Source organism: Halomonas sp. 707D4 (assembly GCF_024158685.1).
Classification (GTDB): domain Bacteria; phylum Pseudomonadota; class Gammaproteobacteria; order Pseudomonadales; family Halomonadaceae; genus Vreelandella.
The window spans coordinates 1-4,482 of sequence record NZ_JAMZBD010000262.1 but is presented as its reverse complement, the minus strand read 5'-3'; the positions used below and the strand labels follow the sequence as shown (position 1 = coordinate 4,482).

Genomic DNA, 4,482 nt, shown 5'->3' with positions numbered 1-4,482 from the left:
GGACAAGCTGCGCCCGGGGGATATTCTCGGCGCGCTCACCGGCGAAGGCGGCCTGCGCGGCGATCAGGTGGGCAAGATCAAGGTCCAGGCGAAAAGCGCCTTCGTCGCCGTCGAGCGCGGCGTGGCCGACAAGGCGCTGGGCAAGCTCGAGCGCGACAAGCTCAAGGGCCGCGCCTTTCGCGTTCGCCGTATCGACCGCTGATATCGCCCGCACGGCGCCATTTCGCATACGCACTCACTCAAGGAGCGACGGCCGCAAGCCATGAAGATACCCAAACGACTACAGCCGCTGGTCGATGACGGCCTCATCGACGAGGTGCTCATGCAGCTGATGAGCGGCAAGGAAGCCCAGGTGTACGTGGTGCGCGCCGGCGGCGAGAAGCGCTGCGCGAAGGTGTTCAAGGAGGCCAAGCAGCGCAGTTTCAAGCAGGCCGTGCAGTATCAGGAGGGGCGCAAGGAGCGCAACAGCCGCCGCGCCCGGGCCATGGCCAAGAAGACCCGTTACGGCCAGAAGGAGCAGGAACAGGCCTGGCTCAGCGCCGAGGTGGACGCGCTCTACCGGCTCAATAGCGCCGGCGTGCGCGTGCCCCAGCCCCACGGCTTCGTCGACGGGGTGCTGCTGATGGAGATGATCACGGACGCCGAGGGCGACGTCGCCCCGCGCCTGGGGGATGTCACCCTCACCGAGGAGCAGGCGCTCGCCTACCACGCCAAGGTGATCCAGGACGTGGTGCGCATGCTCTGCGCGGGGCTCGTGCACGGCGATCTTTCCGAATTCAACGTGCTGGTCGACGCCGACGGCCCGGTGATCATCGACCTGCCCCAGGCGGTGGACGCCGCCGGCAACAACAGCGCCGCCGCCATGCTCGAGCGTGACGTCGACAACATGCGCGCCACTTTCGGTCGCTACGCCCCGGCACTGCTCGACACCCACTACGCCAAGGAGATGTGGGCGCTGTATGAAGCCGGCAAGCTGCACCCGGACAGCCGGCTCACCGGCCACTTCGAGTTCGACACCCGCTCGGCGGATGTGGACGCGCTGATGAGCGTGATCGACGACGCCAAGGAGGAGGAGGCCGAGCGCCAGGCGCGCCTGCGAGACGACGAGGACGACGCGCCTTACTGACGTATCGGCGGCTCGCCTTGTGCCACGAAGTGCTAGAATGCACGGTGTTCATTAGCCGGTTAACGACGCATCGGGCGAAGGTGCCCGGTCCTCGCAAGGAGCAGGTGTGAAAGGGATGACCATGAGCCGGACCACGGCGCGCGGGCTCGCCACCTCGCTCGGCGCGGGGGCCTTGGGCGGCGCGATTTTTCAGCTGACGGGTCTGCCGCTGGCCTGGATGCTGGGCCCGCTGGTGGCCAACCTGTTGGCGTCTTCCAAGGGCGTCCACGTGGTGATTCCCGAGCGGCTGCGAAGCCTCTTTCTGGCCGTGATGGGGCTGGTGCTGGGCAGCCAGGTCACCCCGCAGCTGGCCCACCGGGTGGGCGACTGGCCGGTCTCGGCGGCGCTTCTGCTCCTGGCAGTGGCGGCCTCCACGGCGGTGGCGGCGGCCTGGTACCGGCGCTGCGGGTTCGACGGCGTGAGTGCCTGGTTCGGCGCCGCCCCCGGGGCGATGACCGCGATGATCCTGCTCGGCGACAAGTGCGGCGGCGACCCGCAGCGCATCGCCATCGCCCAGTCGCTGCGCGTGGTGCTGGTGATTCTGTTTTTGCCGCCGCTGTTCTGGATGTTCAGCCCGGGCGAGGCCGGCGGCGCACCCGCATCGTCGGGTTTCGAGCACGCTTGGCTGTTGCTGCTGATCCCCGTGATCCTGCCCCTGGGGCGCCGGCTCAAGATGCCCACGCCGGCGCTCTTGGCGCCGCTTCTGGTCGCCGGGGTACTCTCGGGGCTGGACATCGCGAGCCTGGCATTGCCGGAGTGGGCGATGAACGTGATGCTGTGGGTGCTGGGCAGCGCCATCGGCTCGCGCTTCAAGGGCATGACCCGGCGGCTGTTCGGGCGCTACCTGTGGCAGTCCGGCGTGGCGACGCTGCTGGCGCTGGGCGTGCTGATCCTGTTTGCCGAGCTCATTCATCAGTTTCTCGGCGTGGGGCGTGACGTGGCCATCCTGGCGCTGGCGCCGGGGGGCATCGGCGAGATCGCGATCCTCGCCGTGGCGCTCGATATCGACCCGGTGTTCGTTGCCTTTCACCATTTGCTGCGCATGATCACGCTGATGCTCTTCGCCCCGTTCTGGGCGCGCTTTCTCCTGCGCCGCTCTGCCGGGCGCTGATTCGGTTTCATACATCATCCACCAACACCGCTTTCTCACCTGGGGCTTCAAGGACCTTCCATGTTCGCACGCTTTCTGAAACCACTGTTTGGCTACTTCGAGGGGCGCGTCGACCCCTATCCGGAGGGCGAGGTGAAGACCCCGCCCCGGGGGCTCTTGCCGTTCATCTGGCACTTCTCGCGACCGATCTGGCCGCTTCTGGTGGCCATGTCGCTGGTCACCGCTGCCGTCTCGGCGGCGGAGGTGCTGTTCTTCAGCTACATGGGCGAGCTGGTGGATTGGCTGGGCAACGTCGAGCGGGCGGGCTTCTGGCAGGCCAACGGCGTCTGGCTTGCCGGGCTTGGGCTGCTGGTGATTCTGGGGCTGCCGCTGCTGGTGCTCCTGCAGTCGCTGATCACCCACCAGAGCATCTTCGGCAACTATCCGATGATCGGCCGCTGGCTATCGCCCGCCACATGCTGAGCCAGAGCCTGGCCTTCTACCAGGACGAGTTCGCCGGCCGAGTGTCCCAGAAGGTGATGCAGACCGCACTGGCCATCCGCGAGACCGTCACCAAGGTGATGGATCTGATGGTCTACGCGCTGGTCTACTTCACCGGCGCGGCTTTTCTGCTCGGCCGGGCCGACCCGTGGCTCCTGCTGCCTTTGGGGCTTTGGCTCGTCGGCTATCTGGGCATCATGCGCTATTTCGTGCCGCGGCTTCGCGACGTCTCCATGGCCCAGGCGGACGCCCGCGCCGAGATGACCGGGCGCGTGGTGGACAGCTACAGCAACATCCAGACCATCAAGCTGTTTGCCGACACCGACCGCGAGCAGGGTTACGCCAAGCAGGCGATGGAGGGCTTTCTGGTCACGGTGCATCGCCAGATGCGCCTGGTGACGGTGATGAGCGTCAGCCTGACGTTTCTCAACACGCTGCTGCTGGTGGGCATCGCCGGCATGGCGATCAGCGCCTGGTATGTCGATGCGATCTCGCTCGGGGTGCTGGCGATCGCCATTGCCCTGGTGATGCGCATTCGCTTCATGTCCGACTGGATCCTGTGGGAAGTGGCGGGCCTGTTCGAGAACGTGGGCACCGTGCAGGACGGCATGAACACCATCGCCCAGGCGCCGACCATCCAGGACGCCCCGGGGGCACCGGCGCTCGCCGTGCCGCGCGGCGAGATCCATTTCGAGGCGCTGCACTTTCACTACGCCCAGGCCAAGGGCGAGCGCAAGACGGTGTTCGACGGGCTCGACCTGACCATCGCCCCGGGCGAGAAGATCGGCCTGATCGGCCGCTCCGGGGCGGGCAAGTCGACGCTGGCCAACCTGCTGCTGCGCTTTTACGACCTGCAGGGCGGGCGCATCCTGATCGACGGCCAGGACATCAGCCAGGTGACCCAGACCTCGCTTCGTCACCAGATCGGCATGGTCACCCAGGACACCTCGCTTCTGCACCGCTCGCTTCGCGACAACATCCGCTACGGCAGTCCGGACGCCAGCGACGAGGACGTGTGGGAAGCGGTGCGCCGGGCCCATGCCGACACCTTCCTGGCGGATCTGGTCGACCCGCACGGGTGGCGCGGGCTCGACGCCCACGTCGGCGAGCGCGGCGTCAAGCTCTCCGGCGGGCAGCGCCAGCGCATCGCCATCGCCCGGGTGCTTCTGAAGAACGCGCCGATCCTGGTGCTCGACGAGGCGACGTCGGCGCTCGACTCCGAAGTCGAGGCGGCGATCCAGGAGCAGCTCGACGCGCTGATGGAGGGCAAGACGGTGATCGCCATTGCCCACCGGCTCTCGACCATTGCCATGCTGGATCGCCTGATCGTGGTCGACGGCGGCGAGATCGTCGAGAGCGGCAGCCACCAGGCGCTGCTGGCGAAGGACGGCATCTACGCGAGCCTCTGGCAGCGCCAGTCCGGCGGCTTTCTGGGCCTCGACGTGTCGGATGCGGATTCGTCTGCTAACGTGACGTAAGCGCAGTAGACCAGTTGATTAATGGATGAATCAGGAGGAGTGAATGGCCAATCGTACCGTTATCCTGAACGCCCCGGGTGGGCTCGACCAACTCCAGGTGCAAGAGCACGAAGACGCCGCCGCGCCGAGTGCCGGCGAGATTCGCGTGCGCCTGCACGCAAGCTCGCTCAACTTTCACGACTACGCCGTGGTCGCGGGTATGATCCCGTGTGACGACGGCCGCATTCCGATGTCCGACGGTGCCGGCG

The 4,482-nt window shown here is 67.0% G+C and carries 3 protein-coding genes and 2 pseudogenes; all 5 read left to right on the top strand.

Annotated elements, in window-relative coordinates; translation table 11 throughout:
- The coding region (locus BIS11_RS11580) for a DbpA RNA binding domain-containing protein (protein WP_253586079.1) at positions 1 to 202 on the top strand (202 nt) is incomplete at its 5' end.
- Between the two features lie 60 nt (positions 203 to 262).
- Positions 263 to 1,126, top strand: a complete 864-nt coding sequence (locus tag BIS11_RS11575) for a PA4780 family RIO1-like protein kinase (protein ID WP_253424885.1) — start codon at positions 263 to 265, stop codon at positions 1,124 to 1,126.
- A 121-nt stretch (positions 1,127 to 1,247) separates the two neighbouring features.
- Positions 1,248 to 2,276, top strand: coding sequence for an AbrB family transcriptional regulator (locus BIS11_RS11570; protein WP_253424888.1), 1,029 nt, complete (start codon positions 1,248 to 1,250; stop codon positions 2,274 to 2,276).
- 60 nt (positions 2,277 to 2,336) lie between these two features.
- Positions 2,337 to 4,234: pseudogene (locus tag BIS11_RS11565) on the top strand (ABC transporter ATP-binding protein).
- A gap of 43 nt (positions 4,235 to 4,277) precedes the next feature.
- A pseudogene (locus BIS11_RS11560) lies at positions 4,278 to 4,482 on the top strand (NAD(P)-dependent alcohol dehydrogenase); the annotation flags it as partial.